This window comes from Pseudomonas sp. JR33AA, from assembly GCF_021378985.1.
Taxonomy (GTDB): domain Bacteria; phylum Pseudomonadota; class Gammaproteobacteria; order Pseudomonadales; family Pseudomonadaceae; genus Aquipseudomonas; species Aquipseudomonas alloputida.
The window spans coordinates 36779-58575 of sequence record NZ_JAJSAW010000002.1; the positions used below are offsets into that span (position 1 = coordinate 36779).

Annotated in this window: 19 protein-coding genes and 1 pseudogene; 14 read left to right on the top strand and 6 right to left on the bottom strand. The window is 56.6% G+C overall.

Features of this window, described 5'->3' with window-relative positions:
• Window positions 1–8 precede the first annotated feature (8 nt).
• Together LVS58_RS25205 and LVS58_RS25210 are read right to left on the bottom strand one after the other, a co-directional pair.
• The gene (locus LVS58_RS25205) at window positions 9–890 is read right to left on the bottom strand and encodes a methyl-accepting chemotaxis protein (RefSeq protein ID WP_442796436.1); all 882 of its coding nucleotides are present in this window, start codon (window positions 888–890) and stop codon (window positions 9–11) included.
• Window positions 891–917: 27 nt separating this feature from the next.
• A pseudogene (locus LVS58_RS25210) lies at window positions 918–1949 on the bottom strand (methyl-accepting chemotaxis protein); the annotation flags it as partial.
• A 405-nt stretch (window positions 1950–2354) separates the two neighbouring features.
• Between LVS58_RS25210 and LVS58_RS03525 the strand changes: the two are divergent.
• Entirely contained in the window at window positions 2355–3098 is a 744-nt protein-coding gene (locus LVS58_RS03525; RefSeq protein ID WP_233689904.1) for an outer membrane beta-barrel protein, read from the top strand.
• Between the two features lie 149 nt (window positions 3099–3247).
• On the opposite strand, the gene LVS58_RS03530 is transcribed toward LVS58_RS03525, so the two are convergent.
• Entirely contained in the window at window positions 3248–4009 is a 762-nt protein-coding gene (locus LVS58_RS03530; RefSeq protein ID WP_233689905.1) for an SDR family oxidoreductase, read from the bottom strand.
• 177 nt (window positions 4010–4186) lie between these two features.
• On the opposite strand from LVS58_RS03530, the gene LVS58_RS03535 reads away from it, so the two are divergent.
• Window positions 4187–5188: an NADP-dependent oxidoreductase gene (locus tag LVS58_RS03535; protein ID WP_233689906.1), complete on the top strand. Its 1002-nt coding sequence runs from the start codon at window positions 4187–4189 to the stop codon at window positions 5186–5188.
• Window positions 5189–5866: 678 nt separating this feature from the next.
• Here LVS58_RS03535 and pyrF read toward each other — a convergent pair.
• Window positions 5867–6568: an orotidine-5'-phosphate decarboxylase gene (pyrF, locus tag LVS58_RS03540; protein WP_019096946.1), complete on the bottom strand. Its 702-nt coding sequence runs from the start codon at window positions 6566–6568 to the stop codon at window positions 5867–5869.
• Window positions 6569–6751: 183 nt separating this feature from the next.
• On the opposite strand from pyrF, the gene LVS58_RS03545 reads away from it, so the two are divergent.
• Window positions 6752–6919: a DUF2897 family protein gene (locus tag LVS58_RS03545; RefSeq protein ID WP_003252762.1), complete on the top strand. Its 168-nt coding sequence runs from the start codon at window positions 6752–6754 to the stop codon at window positions 6917–6919.
• Between the two features lie 36 nt (window positions 6920–6955).
• On the opposite strand, the gene LVS58_RS03550 is transcribed toward LVS58_RS03545, so the two are convergent.
• The gene (locus LVS58_RS03550) at window positions 6956–7297 is read right to left on the bottom strand and encodes a ComEA family DNA-binding protein (RefSeq protein WP_233689907.1); all 342 of its coding nucleotides are present in this window, start codon (window positions 7295–7297) and stop codon (window positions 6956–6958) included.
• A 684-nt stretch (window positions 7298–7981) separates the two neighbouring features.
• Between LVS58_RS03550 and LVS58_RS03555 the strand changes: the two genes are divergently transcribed.
• On the top strand, window positions 7982–8257 hold the full coding sequence (locus LVS58_RS03555; protein WP_233689908.1) for a DUF3077 domain-containing protein: 276 nt from the start codon (window positions 7982–7984) through the stop codon (window positions 8255–8257).
• 135 nt (window positions 8258–8392) lie between these two features.
• Here the strand turns inward: LVS58_RS03555 and LVS58_RS03560 are convergent, their stop codons facing one another.
• Window positions 8393–9130, bottom strand: coding sequence for a hypothetical protein (locus LVS58_RS03560; RefSeq protein ID WP_233689909.1), 738 nt, complete (start codon window positions 9128–9130; stop codon window positions 8393–8395).
• A gap of 756 nt (window positions 9131–9886) precedes the next feature.
• Here LVS58_RS03560 and LVS58_RS03565 point away from each other — a divergent pair.
• From LVS58_RS03565 to kdsA, 10 genes are all read left to right on the top strand, one after another.
• Complete coding sequence (locus tag LVS58_RS03565; protein WP_179052354.1) at window positions 9887–10678, top strand: ABC transporter permease; 792 nt, start codon at window positions 9887–9889, stop codon at window positions 10676–10678.
• 13 nt (window positions 10679–10691) lie between these two features.
• Window positions 10692–11345: an ABC transporter ATP-binding protein gene (locus LVS58_RS03570; RefSeq protein WP_047605250.1), complete on the top strand. Its 654-nt coding sequence runs from the start codon at window positions 10692–10694 to the stop codon at window positions 11343–11345.
• 52 nt (window positions 11346–11397) lie between these two features.
• Complete coding sequence (locus tag LVS58_RS03575; protein WP_233689910.1) at window positions 11398–12504, top strand: ABC transporter permease; 1107 nt, start codon at window positions 11398–11400, stop codon at window positions 12502–12504.
• Window positions 12497–13585 (top strand): polysaccharide biosynthesis/export family protein, encoded by a 1089-nt coding sequence (locus tag LVS58_RS03580; protein WP_233689911.1) that lies wholly within the window; start codon window positions 12497–12499, stop codon window positions 13583–13585. The genes LVS58_RS03575 and LVS58_RS03580 overlap by 8 nt, the downstream gene beginning before the upstream one ends.
• Before the next feature lie 505 nt (window positions 13586–14090).
• Window positions 14091–15761 (top strand): glycosyltransferase, encoded by a 1671-nt coding sequence (locus LVS58_RS03585; protein ID WP_233689912.1) that lies wholly within the window; start codon window positions 14091–14093, stop codon window positions 15759–15761.
• 305 nt (window positions 15762–16066) lie between these two features.
• Window positions 16067–17005 (top strand): CatB-related O-acetyltransferase, encoded by a 939-nt coding sequence (locus LVS58_RS03590; protein WP_233689913.1) that lies wholly within the window; start codon window positions 16067–16069, stop codon window positions 17003–17005.
• A gap of 103 nt (window positions 17006–17108) precedes the next feature.
• Complete coding sequence (locus tag LVS58_RS03595; RefSeq protein ID WP_108191494.1) at window positions 17109–17504, top strand: pantoate--beta-alanine ligase; 396 nt, start codon at window positions 17109–17111, stop codon at window positions 17502–17504.
• The gene (locus tag LVS58_RS03600) at window positions 17497–18630 is read left to right on the top strand and encodes a CDP-glycerol glycerophosphotransferase family protein (protein ID WP_233689914.1); all 1134 of its coding nucleotides are present in this window, start codon (window positions 17497–17499) and stop codon (window positions 18628–18630) included. The genes LVS58_RS03595 and LVS58_RS03600 overlap by 8 nt, the downstream gene beginning before the upstream one ends.
• A complete protein-coding gene (locus LVS58_RS03605) occupies window positions 18630–20909 on the top strand; it encodes a capsular polysaccharide export protein, LipB/KpsS family (protein WP_233689915.1) in 2280 nt (759 codons plus the stop codon). Before LVS58_RS03600 ends, LVS58_RS03605 begins: the two co-directional genes overlap by 1 nt.
• A 27-nt stretch (window positions 20910–20936) precedes the next feature.
• Window positions 20937–21779: a 3-deoxy-8-phosphooctulonate synthase gene (kdsA, locus tag LVS58_RS03610; protein WP_233689916.1), complete on the top strand. Its 843-nt coding sequence runs from the start codon at window positions 20937–20939 to the stop codon at window positions 21777–21779.
• The last annotated feature ends 18 nt before the right edge of the window (window positions 21780–21797 follow it).

The following is a 21797-nucleotide window of genomic DNA, read 5'->3' on the forward strand; positions in this document are numbered from 1 at the left end:
CAACTGGATCACAACCTGAAATGCCCCACCATGCCCTTCAAATCAGTACCCAGCTGCGCCAGCGCCACACTGGACCGGGCATTGTCCTGCATCGCCAACGCCGCCTGATCCGCACTGCCACGAATTTGCGTGACACTGCGGCTGATCTCTTCCGCCACCGAACTCTGCTGCTCGGCGGCTGCGGCAATCTGCTGGTTCATCTGCTGAATCAATGACACCGCGGCGGCAATGCTGCCCAGTGCACTTTCGGTCTGCAGGGCATCGGCCACGGCCAGCCGCACCAGCTCGGTACTGCCACGGATCTGCGCCACCGACTGTTGGGCATTGCCGCGCAGGCTGGCCACCAAGGTCTCGATCTGCTCGGTGGATTGCCGGGTACGCCGCGCCAGGGCGCGCACTTCATCGGCCACCACGGCAAACCCGCGCCCCTGCTCGCCGGCGCGGGCAGCCTCGATGGCGGCATTCAACGCCAGCAGGTTGGTTTGCTCAGCCACGCTCTTGATCACTTCCAGCACGTCACCAATGGTGTGGATTTCGGCACTGAGGCTGTCGATGCCGGCGCTGGCAGCTTCCGCCGCCGACGCCAGCTGCTCGATGCGCTGCATGCTCTGGCGTACCACCTGCTGGCCGCTGTCGACCTTCTCGTCCGCCGCCTGGGCCGCCTGCGCCGCCTCTTCGGCATTGCGCGCCACATCGTGCACGGTGGCCGTCATCTGCTGCATGGCGGTCGCCACCTGCTCGGTTTCCTCCTTCTGGCTGCCCACCTCGCGGTTGGTCTGCTCGGTCACCGTCGACAACGCCTGGGCGCTGCCGGCCAATTGTTCGATGCCCTGCTGCAAGCCACTGACAATGCCCGAGAGCCCCGCCGCCATCTGCTGCATGGCCTGCATCAGTTGCCCCACCTCATCCCGGCGCGGCGCCTGGGCATCGAAGCCCAGCTCCCCCGCCGCAATGCGCTGGGCGCGGGCAATCACATGCTTCAACGGGCCGACCACAGCCCGGGTAATCAGCCAGGCCGCCAACACGCCCACAAGCAGCGCCAGCGCCGTGGCCAGGCCGATGGCCAGGGCATTACGCTGCAGCTCGCCTTGCAGGGCCTGCTCCTGCCCAAGATAGGCTTGGTCGACACGCCCGGTAACCCGCTCGGCGCTGGCTTGCAACTGCGCCTTGAGCCCCTGTTCACGGGCCAGCTGGTCGGTGTATTCGTTGAGTTTTTCCGAGAAACTGCCAATGTGCCCAGCCACTTCGCCCAACACACTCTGGTAACCGGCATCGCCAACCGCGCCCTGCAACTGGCTGACCAGGCCGGCGGCCTCCACCGTCTGGGCGATACGCTCCTGGCTCACACCCTCCTCGCCCTTGCGGCTTTTATCCAGGCGTACGCGTGCTTCGTCCATGGCCTGCAGCATCAGCCGCGACACCTGGGCCACCTGCGCGGCTTGTTCAAGAAACTCGCCACCCTGCTGGCCCTGGGACTGCTTGAGGGTGTACACGCCGTCATCGGCCAGGCCGGCCTGCAGCACATCAAGGTTGTTGGACACGTTGGACACCGACCAGCTGGCCATGTCCAGCGCCAGCTCCTTGGCTTGCACGGCCTCGACAAAGGCTTCGAAGGCCTGGCCGTAGGCGGCAAGATCAGTTTGCGCCGCCGCCAGCGCCGGCAGGCCTTGGGCGCGTTCGACCAAGCCCTTGAGGCCGCCACGCAAGGCGTCGGCCTGCTGCATGTCGGAGCGCAGGGCAAACGCCTGCTCATGCTCGCGCAAGCGCAGCAGGTCGGTATTGAACTGGGCCAGCTGACGCAAGCTGTCGAAGCGCTGGCCAACGCTGTACAACGCGGCGACGCCGATGGCCGCCACCGCCAGCGTCAGCAACAGCACCAGGGCAAAGCCCAGGCCAAGTTTACGGGCCATGCCCAGGTTGGCCAGCACACCGTGCTTACTCGCGCCCATCGCCGATCCCCTTTCAGCCAGTGAGGTTATCCCGAAGACTAAGGGTGGCAACGTTATCTGCCAATGAACAAGGGGGTGGCGCCAGAATAGTGTCAAATAGCTATGGCTTGTCGTTTTTAGCTGCAAAAGGGTCGCTTTCAGTGCGCGGCGTACGCAATATCACTAGGCCATTAATGATAGCCCGCCCAGCAACCGACGACAGCGCTCGCCGATATTAAAACGACGCAAGTAAAATATTCATTTATTCCAATCCACACTTTATGAACCACTATTGACGCCATTAAATTTGCGCCAAAAGTGGGGTATTGAATTTTTTTTAAACACCCCTGCACACGATAAAAACGTCGCTATCGTGATCGGTAACTGGCCCGCTCTCCGGACCTGCAGTGCACCCTGGAGTTTGTAATGAAAACAGCCATGTTTACTGCTGTGGTCACCCCGTTGCTGCTGTTTACTTTGCCAACCGTCGGACACGCCGAAACTTCCACCGCACCGTTATTCACCCTTGGCTTACAAGGGAGCTACACCCAACTGGAACTCAACGGCCGTAACAACGACACCGAAGATATGCCCGAGGGTGGCTTATTCATTAACTACGGCAACAAGATGACGGCCAGCCAAGGCCTCGTCTACCAGGCCGAAGCCAGCGGCATGTACTCCAAGCAGAACGACCAGAAGCTCAAGGACGGCCAGGCCGACCTGGACCTGGGTTGGCGGTTGGCACTGGCTGAACGGCATTCAGTCGACCTGCTGCTGGGCGCTGGCTACAAGTGGAACCGGTTGGAACCCAATACCAGCCGCCATGATGTCGACCTCACCAACCGCACGCCGTTCGCCAAACTGGCGGCGGGTTACAATTACCGCTTCAATAATGCCACCTTGCGTTTCGAAGCGGGTATACGCCAGGTTATCAATGGCGATTCGCAATTGAAAATACACGGCATCAGCAACGAAGAGGTTGATTTAAAAGATACTACCAACCCGTATGCCGAACTTAGTGTGCTGTTCAACCAACACGGGACGGTGCCGATATACGCTTCGCTTTACTTCAGCCGCTACAACTATGAACTGGACGGGCAGTTCCTGATGACCGACTCGGACGAACAAACCCGGGACGAATATGGCCTGAAGATAGGCGCCGCCTTTTAGCCGGGTGGCCAGCTGACTGCCCGGCTTGCAAAAGGAAGGCCTGGGTATGCGCCTCCTGCCCATGCGCGACATTCTGGGCTTTGGCCTGGGGCTGGTGAGCGCAAGCGTAGGGGCGGGCTTGCCCACGAAGCGGCCCGCACGGCATCCACTCAGATCGCCGTGGCCCCACCGTCCACCGTCAGGCAATGCCCGGTGGTAAACGCCGCGCCGTCACTGCACAGGTACAGTACGGCGCTGGCGACTTCCTCGACCTTGCCAATGCGCCCCACCGGGTGCATGGCTGCGGCGTACTCGGCCTTGCGCGGGTCGGCCTGGTAGGCGCGGCGGAACATGTCGGTGTCGATCACTGCCGGGCACACGGCGTTCACGCGGATACCCTTCTTGGCGTACTCGATGGCCGCCGACTTGGTCAGGCCGATTACTGCATGCTTGCTGGCGCTGTAGATGCTCATCTTCGGCGCCGCCCCAAGCCCCGCCACCGACGCGGTATTGACGATGGCCCCACCCCCTTGGGCCAGCAACAAGGGCAACTGGTACTTCATGCACAGCCACACGCCCTTCACGTTCACCGCCATGATGGCATCGAACTCCGCTTCGCTGCCTTCGGCCAGGCGGTGTTGCTCAATCTCGATCCCGGCGTTGTTGAAGGCGTAGTCCAGCCGGCCGTAGGCGGCCATCAGGCGCTCATGCAACTGGCGCACGTCGGCGTCGCGGGTTACGTCGCAGGCAATGAACAGCGCTTCGCCGCCTGCCGCGTGGATCAGCGCCACGGTGGCCTCGCCGCCGACCGGGTCGAGGTCGGCCACCACCACTTTCATGCCCTGGTGGGCGAACGCCAGGGCGGTTGCCCGGCCGATGCCGGCACCCGCGCCGGTCACCAGGGCTACCTGGCCAGAAAAGGTCATGCTCATCGCGTGCTCCTGTGAGGGTTTGGGTGGGGTTCAGAGCATAGTCAGCCACCGCCTGGCCGGGCAGCATCATCACAGCAACGGTTGGGCTACCATGCTTGTCAGTGATTTTAAGGAACCGCCTTCATCAACAAGGTAGATTGAAAGCCTTACGCCCTCCACTGCCCACAAGGACCCGCCATGACCCAGACCAACCGCCGCTTCCTGCTTGCCAAACGCCCGGTCGGCGCCGTGCGCCGTGACGACTTCAGCTTCGAGACCGTACCCGCCGAACAGCCCGGCGAAGGCCAGGTACTGGTGCGCAACCTGTACCTGTCGCTGGACCCGGCCATGCGTGGCTGGATGAACGAAGGCAAGTCCTACATCCCGCCCGTGGCCCTGGGCCAGGTAATGCGTGCGCTGGGTGTAGGTGAAGTGGTTGCCTCCAATCACCCCGGCTACCAGCCCGGCGACCACGTGAGCGGCGCCCTCGGCGTGCAGGACTACTTCACCGGCGAGCCGCAGGGCCTGCACAAGATTGACCCCAAGCTGGCCCCCCTGCCCCGTTACCTGTCAGCCCTGGGCATGACCGGCATGACTGCCTACTTCGCTCTGCTGGAGGTTGGCCAACCCAAAGCTGGGGAGACCGTGGTCATTTCCGGCGCGGCCGGTGCGGTGGGCAGCATTGCCGGGCAGATTGCCAAGATCAAAGGCTGCCGCGTAGTCGGCATTGCCGGCGGTGCCGAGAAGTGCCAGTACCTGAAGGACGAACTGGGCTTTGACGGCGTCATCGACTACAAGGCCGAAGACGTGCTGGCCGGCCTGAAGCGCGAATGCCCCAAAGGTGTGGACGTGTATTTCGACAACGTGGGCGGCGATATCCTCGATGCCGTGCTGACGCGCATCAACTTCAAGGCACGCATCGTGATTTGCGGCGCGATCAGCCAGTACAACAACAAAGAAGCCGTGAAAGGCCCGGCCAACTACCTGTCGCTGCTGGTGAACCGCGCGCGCATGGAAGGTTTTGTGGTGATGGATTACAGCAAGGACTACGGCAAAGCCGCGCTGGAGATTGCCGGCTGGCTGGCCAGCGGGGAGGTGAAGAGCAAAGAGGACGTGGTGGAAGGGCTGGAAACCTTCCCGGAGACCTTGTTGAAGCTGTTCAGCGGGGAGAATTTTGGCAAGTTGGTATTGAAGGTTTAAACGCCTCTGCACGCACCGATAGCCCGTCGTAGGAGCGGGTTCACCCGCGAAAGGGCCAGGCCTGACGGCCAATATCCAACGGCCGATCACCGTTGCCGCCGCCACCGTATTCGCGGGTAAACCCGCTCCTACACAGAGCGGGGGGCCGCCAAATCAATGGTTCGACACAGGCATCAATGGCTCGGCACAGGAATCGATGGCTCGGCACAACCCGTCGTAGGAGCGGGTTCACCCGCGAAAGGGCCGGGCCTGCCGGCCAATATCCAACGGCCGATCACCGGTGCCGCCGCCACCGTATTCGCGGGTAAACCCGCTCCTACACAGAGCGGGGGGCCGCCAAATCAATGGTTCGACACAGGCATCAATGGCTCGGCACAGGAATCGATGGCTCGGCACAACCCGTCGTAGGAGCGGGTTCACCCGCGAAAGGGCCGGGCCTGCCGGCCAATATCCACCGGCCGATCACCATTGCCGCCGCCACCGTATTCGCGGGTAAACCCGCTCCTACACAGATCGGGTGGGCCGCCAAATCAATGGTTCGACACAGGCATCGGTGGCCCGAAAGGGCCCGGCCCTGCCGCCCAATATCCACCGGCCAATCACCGTTGCCGCCCCCCCTATTCGCGGGGACACACATCAATGGCCCGGCACAGGCCGTTGCCGGACAGCCGCAGGTTTTTACCCCCGAATCTCCGCCACCACCGCAGCCAACGCCTGCGCAGGGTCTGCAGCCTGGCTGATCGGCCGGCCGATCACCAGGTAGTCCGAACCGGCATCCAGTGCCTGACGCGGGGTGAGGATGCGGCGCTGGTCATCCTGCGCGCTGCCCGCCGGGCGAATACCCGGGGTCACCAATTGCAGCGATGGGTGCGCTGCCTTCAGTGCCGGGGCCTCAAGCGCCGAGCACACCAAACCGTCCATACCCGCCTTTTGCGCCAGCGCCGCCAAACGCAGCACTTGCTCCTGGGGGTCGATATCCAGGCCAATGCCGGCCAGGTCTTCACGCTCCATGCTGGTCAGCACAGTCACGCCAATCAGCAGCGGCTGCGGGCCGCTACGCTTGGCCAGCTCTTCACGGCAGGCCGCCATCATGCGCAGGCCACCGGAGCAATGTACGTTGACCATCCACACGCCCATCTCGGCGGCGGCCTTTACCGCCATGGCGGTGGTGTTGGGAATGTCGTGGAACTTGAGGTCCAGGAACACTTCGAAGCCCTTGTCACACAGGGTTTCGACAATGCCCGAAGCGCTGCTGGTGAACAGCTCCTTGCCAACCTTCACCCGGCACAGCGCAGGGTCAAGCTGGTCAGCCAGCTTCAGGGCGGCCTCACGGGTAGGGAAATCCAGGGCGACGATCAGGGGCGTCTGGCAGGCGGACATGAGCAGGGTCTCTTGGCAAGTCGAAAACGGCGCGCATTGTAAACGAAGTGACGCAGGCTTTGGGGCCCGCAGGTCACGGAATTGGCCCAGCACGGCCTGGCACCTATAATTGAACCAACGGAACGGGCAATTGCTCAAAATTCATGTAACCGTTGCCCATGGCCCGATCTGAGGAGAACGACAATGCCCTGGTATGCCTGGCTGATACTCATCATAGCCCTCGGCTCGATTGTCGGCGGGTTGATGATGCTACGCGACACGGCTAAAAAACTGCCGCTGACCGAAGAGCAACTGCGCAAGGTCCATGAGCGCAATGCCGAGGCGGATGCCAAGGACGCGCAGGACCGCTAAAGGCCGGGCCAGGGCATTACCCCGGCCCCTGCCCGCTTACTCCACCATCACCTTGTCCCGGTTGCGCTCCAGCAACGCATTGCCAATCCCCTTTATCTCCAGCAACTCATCCACCGAAGCAAACGGCCCATTGGCCTCGCGGTAGGCCACGATAGCCTCCGCCTTGGCCTTGCCAATGCCGTTCAGCTCCTTTTGCAGGGTGAGGGCATCTGCCGTGTTCAAGTCCAGCTTCGGCGCCTGTTGTGCCTGTGCCTGGGCCTGAGCCACCACCGGCACCGGTTCGGCCACTGCCGTGGTGCTGGCCGGGGCGGCGCTAAGGGAGAACGACAAACTGGCGAACAGCGGCAGCAGCAGGTACGACAGAACGTTATTGCGCATGGTCAACACTCCTTGGGTTGGTCATTTTCCAGCAACCGCTTTCCTTCGGCTGCGCAACCAACCCTAGCGGCTAACCCGGCCGCACAATACCCACCCCCCCCGGCGAATGGTTACCGAATCGGTCAGCAAACCGTTCAACTTCGCCCACCCACCAACAATGCCCGCATCCTCACCACTCGGCTCCGGCCCTTGATGCACAAGCCCCTGGCCCTGTGCCTGTAGCCAGATCCGCGTTTGTCCGTTACTCCCTGCCTACCAATGCCCTGCCGTTCTCCTACAACGCCCGCCGAACAACGCCCACCCCATAAAGAAGCGGGCCGTGGCGGCTTCGAGCGCAAGATAATAGTTGCCTTGGGGTGCACACCCAGCACGTCAGACTTTCCTGAAACCCTGCCCCATCTCTTCAGCTCGGGCAACCAAACGAACTATCCTACGCGCCAGTCAGAAGCAGCTGAATTGTCGGGGAAATGCCTCAGGGATAACGTCACCGGGTCGCCATGTTGGTGACCGGGTGTGAGAACCTGATGCGAGTTACCTGGCTTGCCTGTCATGGCAGTCGTACGCGGGCAGACTTCGGTCTGGCCGGGCTTTGTAGCTCCCTCGGTTTCTCACTCCGTGTACGACTGCCGCCCTGATCCGTGAGAAAGATCTACGTGGCAGTTCCCTTTATCAGGAGCAACTACCATGAAAAACAACAACCAATCCCCCCTCCTCACCGCAGGCATCGAAACCTTCCTCGAAGCCGGCAACCCCACCGTAAACCTGCTCCGCGTCCAACCCGGCGTCCCCGTCGATGACGCCTATGAACACGTCTCCGTCCTGCTGGGCTACTGCAAGCACTTAGTACGCGAAGGCGATATGGAAGACGACCACAAGATGCTGGGCGCAGCGGATTACCTGCTGGCCACCGCAAAAGCCCTGATGAACGACATCGAGATTGCGAAAAACAGCCGCCACTGAAGCGGATGACGCGAGACCAGGCCAGACGTGGCAAGGGCAACCCCGCCCCACTGTAGGAGCGGGCTTGCCCGCGAACACCGGCACCGCCGGTGCCATCCACCACAGGCCTACAAGATCACAGCCCCCACCCGCCGCTCAAATCTCACTGCGCGGATAAACACTGATAAAGGCCGAAATGGCAATCGCGTCCCCATCATCCACCTTCACCCGCGGGCTCTGCCCCGAGCGTTTGATGTCAGAAGCAAACTCCGCGGTCTTGAATGCCTGCTCAAGCTCGTCACCGCCCACCCCGGCATAAACGACCACCTGGGTACCGGTATTGTGCTTTTGCAGGGGCAACTGCTTGATCTGAACCTGCACACCCGCCTTGGTCAGGGCCACGGCAATTTCCTTGGCAAAGCGAACAGCTTCCTTGTCATCTTTGTGGATATTCAGCAACACCACCGGCGCCAGCGTCTTAGCCTTCAGCTCGCCCGCCAAGGCCTTGAATGCATCATGCGCCTGCGGCGTCAGCGCCCTGGGCTTCAGGCTGGCCTCCAGCTTCAACCGCTCGGCCCTCTCGCGCTCCAGTTCGGCCCGGAGCGCATCGTTCTGCTCCATGAGCTGCTCGATCTCCAGCCTGGCCTGTACATCCGACTCCTGGACGACAGTAACCACCTGCGCCCCCCGCGAAACGGGCACTTCGGCTTGCTGTTTTTTTACATCCGAGGTCATGTGGGCAATGATCATCGCACTGGCGGCGATGAGCGCAGCGATTACCGCAGTGGCAGAGGCTATGGCATGGATAAGGCTGGCTGCGTCTGCTGAAATATCAGGCATAAACAACTTCTTGAAGTTAGGGATGTTCATCGTTTCACGGTCAGGCAGGCGCATCGGGCGGATGCTCTGGTTCGGGTACAAGTCAAGCCAAGAAGGCTAGCGAGGTCTGGCAGAGTGCCATAATTTTGCGGATTTTGCTGTAATCACTGGATTCCGGGGCCAATATCGTAGCTTCTCCTGCGTTTGATGCTCCCCCCGTGAAGTGGATAAGCGGCGCCAGGGCGCTCACAAATACGTACATCCACATCCATCGCCAAACACTTTAGTGCGACGACCATCACCAACAAGGTGATGATCAATTACGGCCCGACTCTCAAAGTTGCACTCGACTTTATTAAAACAAAACCGGGCGATGCGTGCGGCTGCGGCCGGTTCGCAGATTTGCGCATTCAGCACCAACGCATGCAGGCGCGAAACGCAGGCCGATACTGCTGTAAGTTCAAGAGGTATTCAAAAGCATGACCTAAACCTTCAGCGCCTGTCTTTGCCTGAGTGCACTAAGTACCCAATGACGATCGCGTTGAGCACGAGTGAGATCACCTTATGAAGGTTGCTCCAGGCACGCTCAAGCCGGAATCGGCCTCAGGAGCCGAGACGCATTGTCCGTGCATGTGATCGACGAACGGCAGCGAACCTTCGCACAGATTCGGCGCACCTCGCTTGACGCTTATGCCCTCTGACGCTTAACCTTCCGCCCCTTAGAACAGGGAAGTATTCGGAAGATTCCGCTCACAGTCGCAACAGCGCACCTTTCCTGAAGATGAATTCCGGCGTGCCACAGGCGCGCTGCTTTGCTTTGCGGTTGCCACTTTGAAGCCTCGTTCCCCGCTGCAGATCCAGAAATCGGTCATCTTCGCCCTAGTCCTGCGCGAGGCCCGTGCGCGGGTCGGCAAAAGTCGTCTGGGCGCGCTCTGGATGCTGCTTGAGCCGATCGTCCACCTGCTGGTGTTCTCCCTTCTGTTTGCAATGCTACGTGGCCGCACCCTCTCCGGCGTCGAGTACCCGGTGTTCATCCTGGTCGGCATGGCCCCCTTCCTTCTCTATCGAAATACCGCCCTCCGGCTCATGGATAGCCTAAGGGAAAACCGCTCCTTGTTTGGCTACAAGCAAATCAAGCCTCTGGACACCTACCTGGCCCGCGTCATTGTCGAAACCTGCATCGCAGCCACGGTTTATGCCATCTTGGTCTTCGGCTTCGCCTGGTATGGCTTCGACATGTCCATTCACAGCCCTCTTGAGTGGGTCGCGACCTTGCTACTGGGCCTGCTATTCGCCTTTAGCCTGGGCATGCTCCTTGCGCTAATAACCCACGCCCTTCCCAGCGTGAAAATCGTCATTCGCATGGCCTTTTTCCCACTCTACTTCATCTCTGGCGTGCTGCTTCCAGCCTCTTACCTGCCACAGGCAATGATGCCAGTGCTGCTGCTCAACCCATTCCTGCACATTCTCGAACTGATCCGTGCAGAAGTACTACCGCATTACACCCCGGTCGACGGTGTGTCCGAGACCTACGTCATCAGCTTTACCCTGGTATTGCTGTTCCTGTCGCTGGGCGCCTACCGCGCTCGCAGGATGCACCTGATTTCCACCAAGAACGGTTAAGTACAGGCCAAACGTGTTCGAGCTAAGAAACGTCACCAAGTCGTACCTCACGCCGAATGGCCGCCGATACGTCTTTCGCAACCTGTCGCTGGCTATACCGCCAGGCAAGAACATTGGCTTGATCGGCCGTAATGGTGCCGGCAAGTCCACGCTCATGCGCCTGCTTGGCGGCGCAGACGTTCCCGACTCCGGCACAATCATCACCGACCGCAGTATTTCATGGCCGGTCGGCTTGACAGGCGGCTTTCAGGGCAGCATGACCGGGCGCGACAACATCAAGTTCGTCTGCCGAGTCTATGGCGCGACTGGCGAAGCCATGCGCGAGAAGATCCGCTACGTGCAGGAATTCGCAGAGATCGGAGACTGGATCGACGAGCCAATCAAGACCTACTCCTCCGGCATGCGCTCTCGCGTGGCGTTTGGTTTGAGCATGGCCTTCGACTTCGACTACTACCTGATCGACGAGGTGATGTCGGTGGGCGATGCACAGTTCAAGCGCAAGTGCGCTGAAGTATTCAAAGACAAGTTGCAGAAATCCAACGTCGTACTGGTCTCTCACTCCATGCCCGAGATCGAGAAGCTATGCGACGTGGTGCTGCTGGTTCGCAACGGCGGCATCCAGGTGTATGACGACGTTGCCGAAGGCATCAAGGCCTACAACAGCTGATCAACTTACTCCAATTACGCAGCACCGTTCGACTTCAAGGATGCATCCAACTATGAGCAGCACAGGTAACAAGAAGGGCTGGCGCCTGGCGATAGCCATGGTGGTCTTGCCAATGATCCTGGCAAGCGTCTACTACGGCGTATTCGCCATAGACCGCTTCGTCAGCTCCGCCCAAGTGGTGGTACGCCAGGATAGCGGTAATCAGGGCGCCCAGATGCCCGGCCTTGCAACCTTACTGACCAGCGCCAACCCGGCATCGCGAGAAGAAACCCTGTACCTGCGCGAATACATCACGTCGACGGACATGATGCTTTTGCTTGAGGACCGCCTGCACTGGGTGGAGCAATACGCAGCCCAACGTAGCGACGTATTCTTCTGGCTCAACAAGGACGCAGCCCGCGAAGACCTGCTCAAGTACTACCAGCGCATGGTTTCGGCCCACTATGACGAAACGACCGGCCTGCTGCGCGTCGAAGTCCAAGCATTCACACCGGAACTGTCCGAGCAGATGCTGCGCGTCATCCTTCAGGCTAGCGAGCACTTCGTCAACGAGGTCAGCCACAGAATTGCCCGCGAGCAGATGAAGTTTGCCCAAGGCGAACTGGAAACCGCGCGCATCAACTACGCCACACGCAAAACCCAGCTTCTGAACTTCCAGAACGAGAACAAGGTACTGGACGGTGGCAACAGCGCACAGAGTCGCGCCACGATCATCGCCGACCTTGAGAGCCAGTACACCAAAGAGCAAGCAGCCCTCACCGAGATGTCGTTCAAACTGCGCGGCGATGCCCCGCAGATCCGCCAGCAAAAGCAGAAAGTCGAAGCCATTACCCAGCAGTTGGCCAAAGAAAAACGCTTACTGGTGTCATCACCTAAAGGCTCCCAGCTGAACGTGGTTGCATCGCGCTTCCAGCAACTGACTCTGGATGCTGGCATTGCTGAAGAGACGTATAAAACTTCTGTAGCCGCGCTGGACAATGCACGTGTCGAAGCCAGCAAAAAAATTCGCACCCTGGTGACGGTAGTTAGCCCTAATACCCCCCAATTAGCACTGTATCCGGAGCGTTGGTACAACCTGGCAACCATCCTGCTGGGCCTGCTGATGCTTTATGGCATCACCCGATTCATTCTGGCTTCGATCGAGGATCATCGTGATTAAATCCCTTGCTGTCTCTCGCACCTTCAACCTGAAGCTGGCAGCACTCGCCCTGGCGACTCTGGGCCTTGTCGGCTGCAGCGGCACACTGTCCGGCGCAGGGCCGTACAAGGGTGCGATCGAGACCAAAACCGACGCTTACAACCTGGTCGACATCAACGCCAACAACATCGGCCCTTACATGCATGAGGCTCAACAGCCCGCACTGGCCACGGTGATTAAACCTGTGTCGCCCGAAGTTCGCCTGATGCAGGGCGACGTGCTCAATGTGCTGATCGCCGATACCGCACCTGAGGGCTCTGCGCTGTTTGCTCCGCTTGCTACTGGCGGCACTCAGCTGAAAACGCGCATCGATGCTCAAGGCATGCTTTCGCTGCCGTACGTGGGCCGCCAATTTGTTGCAGGCATGACCCTGAACCAAGTTGAAAACCTAATCCGCCGACAACTCAAGGGCATCACCACCGACGTGCAAACCCACGTTGAACTGGTAGGCGACCTGTCGGGCTCGGTGCTGGTGGCAGGCGCAGTAAAAACACCAGGCCGTTTCAGCACCCTGCAAGGGCCACTCACCCTGCTTGACGCCATTAACCAGGCTGGCGGCCCCGTCATGGAACCGCACCTGGTGAACGTCACCGTCCGCAATGGCACCCAGGTACAGCAACTTAACTATGAGAACGTGCTGGCCGGCAACAACATGGTGCTGCGCCCTAACTCGGAGGTTGTGGTTGACCGCGCCCGCCAGCGCTTTGTTGCCATGGGCGCCGTCAGCGAGCCAGGCCTGAAAGACCTGCCAAGCCAGAACACCACCTTGCTGGACGCACTGGGTAGCGTCGGCGGCCTGCGCGAGCAGAATGCCAACCCTGAAGGTGTATTCGTGTTCCGCATGAACGAAGGCTCGAGTGCAAAGCCGACTGTACTTCGCCTGAACATGCGTGATCCTGCTGCAATCTTCTATGCTAAGCAAATTGCCATCAAACCCGATGACACCATCTATGTAACCAATGCTGCCGTGTACGAGTGGCAAAAAATTATTACCCCGATTGTCCAGACCATGGTCCTGGGCCGCGCAGCCGGGGTTCAATAATTTGCGCGACTCTCCCTGCCCTACGGCAGGGAGAGCCAAAATGTCGCTACCCATCGTCAGCCCCCCTCCCAAGGCGTTACTTCCCAGCACTTCTTTCGTTTCACTGCGCGTAAGCTCCCAGCCTTGAACCACCTGGGAAAACCTACGACCATAGAAACATCTCAGTCACAAAAGTACTGTACAAGTAACCCCTAGCAACCCCTGCAAAGAAGATGATAACGAACCCTTATCACTTAACCAGGAGGAAGACATGGGAGTCATTGTATATAACACCCTGCTAATCGCCGCCTGCTCTGCAACTTTCCTACTTCTAGCATCCGTGATCGGATGGGCACTACACCTCCCCGAGCAAGACGAAGCTTGAGCGCCTTAACATCACGCGACCTCACAATCACTGCGATTTTCAGAACCAAATTCACGCTAGGCCATTTCTAGCTTTCATGTAACAATACCCCTTCTTAAGGCGTGAACGGATGCGGCCGAGAATTCAATAGGGGGCGAAACATTGAAGCAAATCATTTCGGTACTGTACGGCCTGGGAGAGCAAGCAGGCGGTGTAACACGGGTTTCCTTGACCCGAACTGAAGCTCTGGCAAGCCCAGAAACTCATTCCAAGATGGCCCTCCTCTCTTATGACGACAACCTCGAAACGACTTTCGAGAATCTTGTCTCTCAGGGGCGCATCTCTAGCGAAATCAGCATTGTAAATATTTACAAATGGTTCGCAGAAAAAAATGAACTTGCACGGAAGCTGCGAAAGAACCCAACCAGCAGCACACTTGAACATCTAAAGGTCAAGGTCCGTCGACGCGCCGAGCACATAAATCAGTTAGACGTTAAAGTGGTTCGCTATTTCACGGACGATGAAACGCTGTTCCTTGAAGAATATTATAAAGGTAATGGCGAATTTGCAATGTCGGCGCTTTTTCAATCCAAAGCCCCCACATTGAAATTCAATTCTTTGAGAACATTTCAAGCCTACTGGCTGAATGAGATCAGCAAGAACTACGAAACAACCCATTTGATCGCGGATGCAATTCACGCAGCCGAAACGATATGCATGGTTGACGCCAAAGGAGCACACAAAGTGCTCATGATGCATAGCAACCATTTGATGAAGCCTTACACACCCGGATCCGAAGTTGCTGCCAAATATCATGGCGTAATCAAAAGCATCCCCAATGCCGACCGACTCGTCCTACTCACCCACGCCCAACTTTCTGACCTGACCGAGCAGTTCCCTTGTGATAGATACCGAGCCATTGGCAACCCTATTAATGTAGCCGAAAACCAGGGCGAAGTTATTCGAGAGAAACATCTTGCCGTAATCGTCGCTCGACTCCATTCGATCAAACGCATCAAGAACATGATCAAGGCCTTTACGAAAGTTATCGAGGCCCTGCCTGATGCACGACTTGAAATTTGGGGGTCTGGCGAACAGAAAGATGAGCTCCAAGCTGAAATTGATAAGCTGAATGCTAATACGTCAATCAAACTGATGGGCTTCGCCACTGACGTGTCAGGCATCTTCCGACGCGCAAGCGTCAGCTTGGCCATGTCCGCCACAGAAGGCTTTGGAGTAAGCTTTGCCGAATCGCTTGCCTACGGGACACCACTGGTATCGATGGACACCAACTATGGGCCTAAAGAAATTATTACAAATGGCGTAGACGGCTTCATCGTAAAAACTGAAAAGGAATTCATTGAAAAAACCTGTCTGCTGCTGAGCGATCATGACCTGTCGATAAACATGGGCAAGGCCGGCATTATCAACATGGAACGCTTCCATGCAAAAAGCATCACCCAGCGCTGGGTAGAGCTTTTCGAGGAGATCGAAAATAACCCTCACACTCCCTCCACAGCCGCCACAGCCGCCACAGCCAACAACGCGACGCTGATCAATACTGCAGCAAGTAAATTTGGCTGGATCTATCTCCCAAAAACAGAAGACCCAGCAACAATTGATAAATATAAGACAGCTAAATCTGTAGTTATCAGACAGGTGCTGGATTCGAAGAAGTTCCTCGGCGAGCCCACCGATCTGCGCGAAGGCATACATGAAGTCGACGAGATGATGCTCGACGAACCAAAGGGCCTTTACCGCTTCCGAGCGATGAAACATGGTACAGCGTACAAAGGCATCATAGCAGCCGAATCGATAGAGTTTGTAATCTAACCCGGATTGCTTTGGCCTGCCCCAGACAACCAGGCAGGCCAAACAGCCTACTTATTGACGCCATTAATTTATCACATGATATCACTATGATATCATTTAACCCATATCCTGACCCTCCACTCAGTGCACCCCTCGCGAAAATCAAAAATCTCTCACAAAAAAAATAATTCGCGACCACTTGACGGATTGACACAATACTGCCACACACGTAAAATTCGTGCCCTTACTTAGCAGTGCGCACTAATCGAGAGCCGCTTTTAGAGCGCAATAATGGAAGCGCAATACTCTGGAGAGGGTAAGGAAACTTGGACGCAAAATTAGTAGCAGACTCAGCAACCGTAGCGGAAGATTCGCAGCTGGGCCAGCCCGTTAAAATTTACGGTAATGCTGTTGTAGAGGCAAAAGCCAAGATTGGCAAGTATTCTGTAATCTCCAGCAATAGCATTATTGGCGCAAATAGCGTCATCGGCAACTATTGCACTATTGGCGCTAATACCAAAATTTCGGTGGATATCCCGGCGCCACAGAGCTTTTTCAGCACACACTCCTTCCAGTACAGCTCCAAGCACTTCAAGGATGTGAAGAATTACCCCAAAAAAAATGCCTCTCCAGAGCCCCTCGCACCTACGGTTATTGGTAATGACGTGTGGATCGGTACCAATGCATCGATCTGCAAGGGCGTTACAGTGGGCACCGGCGCAATTATTGCCAGTGGTTCATTTGTTGCTGAAGACGTTCCAGCCTATGCCGAAGTCAGTGGCAACCCAGCGAAAGTCGTTCGCTATCGCTTCGATGATGAGACCATCAACCAATTTCTGAACAGTGGTTGGTGGGAGCTTGAGCCTAAGGATATGTCCGACTTGGACTTCCAGAATCCGCTGGATTCACTCGAGCGCATCAACTCTTTGAAATTGCACTTGAAGTTGAAAAACCGCAACTCCCTGGCAGGCGAGCTCAAGAACTCGGTCAGCGGCACGAACTCGGGCATCATCTGGTTCTCGACTCCATACGCCTATGCCGACATGGATGCACTGGAGGGCGTCAATGCAATCAAAGTTATTTCGCACGAGGCAGGCGCCGAGCCAAATGCCGAAGTGCTGAGTGCCGGCGTTTACCCGCTTGCCAAGTCGACCTACGACCCTAAGCGCGGCTGGTATCGTCTCGATATCACTAGCGACGGCTCACTATTCAAAGGCAAGATTGCAAAAAACAAGCTCACCTTCCAATTGGTAACTGTCAATTAACGGTACTGCTTGTCGGCCTTGAGGTCACAAACGATACCCGTGGCGATACAATTGCCATGGGTAAATAAATTTTGGCATTACCATATTCACTAAAGGGATATTTATGAGAACCGTCATCACCTTTGGCACCTTCGACGTGCTCCACATTGGCCACGTCAAAATCCTTCAGCGCGCACGAGCCCATGGTGATCGACTGGTTGTCGGTATCTCCTCAGATGCCCTGAACTTCTCGAAAAAACAACGCTACCCTGTTTATCCTGAGGCGGAACGTCGCGACATTATTGCCGCCCTGTCCTGCGTAGACGAAGTATTTATCGAAGAATCTCTTGAACTCAAAGGTGAGTACATCAAGGAATTCGGTGCTGATGCCTTGATCATGGGGAATGACTGGGAAGGTCGCTTCGACGAATTCAAGTCCCTCTGTGAAGTTATTTACCTTCCTCGCACTGAAGGCATCTCCACTACACAGCTGATTGCCGAGATCAAGAAGTATGGCTGAACTTCCGAGGATTGGGTTTGTTGGCTGGAACCCCTTCCAGTTCCTCCACATCAAGAAACTTGCAAGCACCTTCCCAGGTGCCTGTTTTGTTATTGAGAAACGTCAGGATTTTATTTCTGAATTCAGCGATGAGATCCTCAATGACCCAGACACGCCGATCATGGTTTGGGACAGAGCTCAGATGCCAACGCTTGATGGCGTGTTTGACATCATTGTATGTCAGACACCTTTCTCCCGTATTGAAACCATTGAAAAGTCTAAAATTGCAATGATTCAGTACGGCTATGCTAAAGAGCCGCATAACTACGGCCCTTGGCGTGCGCTGGCAGATCTTTGCATGACGTACGGACCTTACGCCTCGGAGCGCATCGCACATTTCAGCCCTACTGCATCGGTCGGTAATCCTCGATACGATGACTGGCACCGTCCCGAGTTTCATATCGCAGCAAAGGCCAAGCATGCGGACAAGATTAATCCAGCCCGCAAAACTGTGCTTTATCTTCCTACCTGGGGTGAGCTGTCCAGCGTCGACCGTTATCTGACTGCTATTTACGAGCTCTCAGTTGACTACAACGTAATGCTGAAAATGCACCATAACACCGAGCTACTGGAAGGCGACCGCAAAAGTAAAATGGACCTCGACTCCATTTTTCACTTTGGTGCCAATGACGACCTGCTTGAGTTGATAGCACTTGCAGACATCGTAATTTCCGATTATAGCGGCGCCATTTTTGACGCCATGTATTGCCAGAAACCCATTGCCCTGCTCCAAAATGACCTGGCAGAGCAAATGGGTGGACGCAAAATCGACGAGTACAGCCTTGAGTACGCTCGACGCGACGAGCTTGGCCTGACCATTGACTCGCCCGAAGCCTTGGCCCCCGGAATTGCGGAGTTGGCATCCGAACCAGGCAAGCACATCGAGAAGTATGATCAACTTCGCAACCTGCTTTTTGTCGATACTGATAACTCTCTGAGCCTGGCACACAATGCGCTGGTCGACCTCTGGAAAGGCAAGTACACATTAAGCCAACCACAGGCTTATGTACGCAAAGAGGTCAAGGAACACTACACAACCAAGCGTCAACTGGCGATAGCCAAGAAAAAGCTGAGCGAAGCTAAATAATGTCATCTCTCAAGCAACATCTACTCGTCAAATCGATATTTTTGCTTTCAAAGTTCGGGGCTCATCGCGCCAGTTTAGCGTATACGGATAAATTGCTGCGCTCCGAAACGTCGCTGAGCCAGTTGCGGAAAGCGTTGGAGTCCGCCTATACCAACGGGGATCATGACGCCGCGCTGAAGATCTCTGAATATGCCATACAGAATTATTCCAGCAATTCGTTCGGTTATATCGAAAAAGCTAAAATCCAGGCCGAACAAGGCGCTGTCGACGCTGCCATACAAACACTTAACCTTGCGCCGTCTTGCGCCCCTGTTAATGATGCGTTATCTAAGCTACGGTTTGGCGAGGCACTCCCCAGAAAAACAGTCTCGCCAAAGGCCAAAGCCAAAACCAAGCCTAAGGCCAAACCCAAAGCAACTGCTCCTGCAGCACCAAGCGCGCTTGAAGTTTCATTACTAAAAGCAGGCTCCGACGCTTCCGTTCTTGAGCTGATTGCTCAACAAGCTCGCCAGGCGATTATGGACAACCCTGGCAATGCTACCAACTACGGAGTCTTGACAAGGGTTCACAGCCAACTCAAAGAGCACGACAAGCTCATTGCTGCAATTAATTCATTCCCGGAAGAGATAGCTGCAAGACTGCACTATAGACTCATGCTCGCTCGTGCCTATCAGTTATCGCGAGACCAAGAGTCGGCATACCAGGTTTTGATAAAGGCACAGGTCGCCCACCCCTCTGAGCGCAAGCTTCTGATGCGTATCAGCGACATGCTAAAAGATGATGCAAAAGTCGCTCGGGCCTACTCGTATCTGTGCGCAAGCCAAGCCCTTTACCCAACTTACGGAACGGTAAAACGGCTGTCATTCGAAATCGATAACTTCTTATTCGATGCTGCCCGCAACACGCTTGCCAGCATTCTTGAGTTCCCGCGCGAAGTTGTCATGAAGTTTATGCCGATGATCAACCGTGCCACGCCATTCTTTCCTGAAATGCGTGAGCAGATTCAGGCTGCACGTGGTAATGCACGCCAGTTGCTGGCAGCAGAAAAGGGCCGGAAGGGTATAAACCCTGATGATCAGCTCAAGGTAGCCATCAAATGCCGGTGGCTACATGAAGCGCAACAGATCATCAACCGCAATAAAGGCGGCGCCCAACCTGTATCAGAGGAAAACCAACTCTGGCTCGATACTGTAATTCGCAATCTGGGCCCCGCGCGTGCGCTGGTAGAGATTGCTTCAAGCAATGAGTCATCAGCCAGTCTCCATGGTTTGTATCAAGGCTCGATCGTTAACATCCATAGCCGCTCCGTTGACGTGTCGAAAGTTGTCGAGGTTTTCATCCCGACGGTCTTTTTTGCCGCCCCAGGCGAGGAGAAGCCAAGCTACGCTACGGTTCGCGAATTCTTGATGAATGTCTTCAAGTACCTGCTGGGCCGTAAAGACTTGGTGCTCGTGCCAAGACATCAATGGAACTGGCGTAACTGCGACCCTAGCATTCCGGGTTCGCGTGTCGTGAGTTACCACACCAACGCGCCTTACAACGTCAATCATCTGCATATTCAAGAAGTGCCTCTGGCAGGCCGCTGCAGCATCGATTATCAAGGTTTTGCCGGCTACTCATCCCTTGCCGCTGAGCATGAGCAGATTCGCGTAGCGACCAAGTCTATCTCGGTTGATGCACTGGAAGAGAATGAACAGCAGCTGCACGAAACGTACGTGACAAATAACGTTTCGAAGTATTCGCAGACGCAGGACCGTGTACAGTTTGATGATGACTACGTGTTTGTAGCCCTGCAAATTCCCACCGATACGGTAGCAGCACTGGCTGAGATCTCCGGTATCGACCTGGTCAGAACAGTGGCAGAGCACTTTGCTGGCACTGATACCAAGGTACGGGTAAAACGCCACCCTTACTGCAACAGCATGAGCGTCCAGCGAACCCTCAAGGATCTCTCTGAGCGGGGCATCATTGAACTGTCCGACGCCTCAGTGCACGACCTTATTTCCGGTGCAAAGTCCGTATTTACGGTCAACTCAGGGGTTGGTCTTGAAGCGCTACTGCACGGGCGACCAGTGGTGATCACCGGCGAAGCCGATTATGCCTATGCAGTTGCAGCACACGCGCGCACGATCGACGAACTGAAAGCGTGCCTGCGGGAAGAGCTAACGTTTGACAAAGGTCGAACCCAAGAGCTCCTTCACTATTATGTCAATTCTTACTCCATGGCGGCCAATGATACATCCGCCATTCAGCGCAAGCTCGAAAACTGGCTGCGCTGAACCCATAATTTAAGAGTGAACCGAATCATGATCAAGATTACCGAAAGCATTGAAGTTTCCAACTCCTCGCCGTTTGTACTGTTCGGCGGCATCAATGTTCTGGAGTCCGAGCAGCTGGCGCTGACCGCTTGCGAGGCGTACGTCCGTGTCACCGAGAAGCTGGGCATTCCTTACGTATTCAAAGCTAGTTTCGACAAAGCCAACCGCTCGTCTATCCACTCTTACCGTGGTCCAGGTATGGAAGAAGGCCTGCGCATCTTTGAGAAAGTGAAGGCTGAATTTGGCGTTCCGGTCATTACTGACGTTCACGAGATCTACCAAGCGGCCCCTGTCGCTGAAGTGGTAGACGTTCTGCAGTTACCTGCCTTCCTGGCACGTCAGACTGACCTGGTAGTGGCTCTGGCCAAGACTGGCAAGCCAGTTAACATCAAGAAGCCGCAGTTCCTCAGCCCTTCCCAGATGCAGAATATCGTGCATAAGTTCAAGGAAGCCGGCAATGATCAGCTGATCCTTTGCGACCGAGGCACTTGCATGGGCTACGACAACCTGGTTGTCGACATGCTGGGCTTTGGTGTGATGAAGCGCACCTGCGAAGATCTGCCAATTATTTTTGATGTTACCCACGCTCTGCAAAACCGCGACCCTTCCGGTGCCGCATCCGGCGGTCGCCGCGATCAGGTCGTAGACCTGGCTCGCGCTGGCATGGGCGTCGGCTTGGCAGGCCTATTCCTGGAAGCGCACCCAAACCCAGACCAGGCAAAGTGCGATGGCCCAAGCGCCCTGCCGCTGGACAAGCTGGAGCCATTCCTTGCGCAAATCAAAGCCCTGGATGATCTGGTCAAGTCCTTCCCACCACTGGTTATCTCGTAAGCAAGCTTAAGGGAACAT